The 384-nt window shown below is 53.6% G+C and carries 1 pseudogene; it reads left to right on the top strand.

Annotated features, from left to right (window positions below):
* Positions 1-263 precede the first annotated feature (263 nt).
* Positions 264-384: pseudogene (locus VSR82_RS40115) on the top strand (transposase); the annotation flags it as partial.

The raw sequence follows: 384 nt of genomic DNA, 5'->3' as shown, positions 1-384 counted from the left end.
TCTTCGGCCCCATCGGCAACATTCCACCTGCCGAGGCAGAAGCCGCTTACTATGCAAATCTCGCTGAGTCTGTCACTGTGGCATGACGCAAGCAAAACGGTCTCCGGAAAACCCGGGGCGCTTCAGGGTGGTAATTCGTGAAGCATCTGAGTGAGCGCGCGCTAAAGTTGACATTGAATTGTTGTTGTTGACGATCACTGAACCGGAGCCTGTCAGATTTTTAGTGTGCCGAGGTCATGAGACGATAACGGAAATAACGTCCTATGACCGAAACAACAGTGACCAAGAAGAGCAAGAACCCGAAGGCGCCGAGGCTGTTCCCCGACGAGCTGATCGATCAACTGCTGGCGCAGGTGCAAAGCAAGGATGCCGAGTCGATTCTGG

This window comes from Burkholderia sp. JPY481, from assembly GCF_038900515.1.
Classification (GTDB): Bacteria; Pseudomonadota; Gammaproteobacteria; order Burkholderiales; family Burkholderiaceae; genus Paraburkholderia; species Paraburkholderia youngii.
Note: the sequence above shows the minus strand (reverse complement) of the source record. Positions and strands in the feature narration are given on the sequence as shown.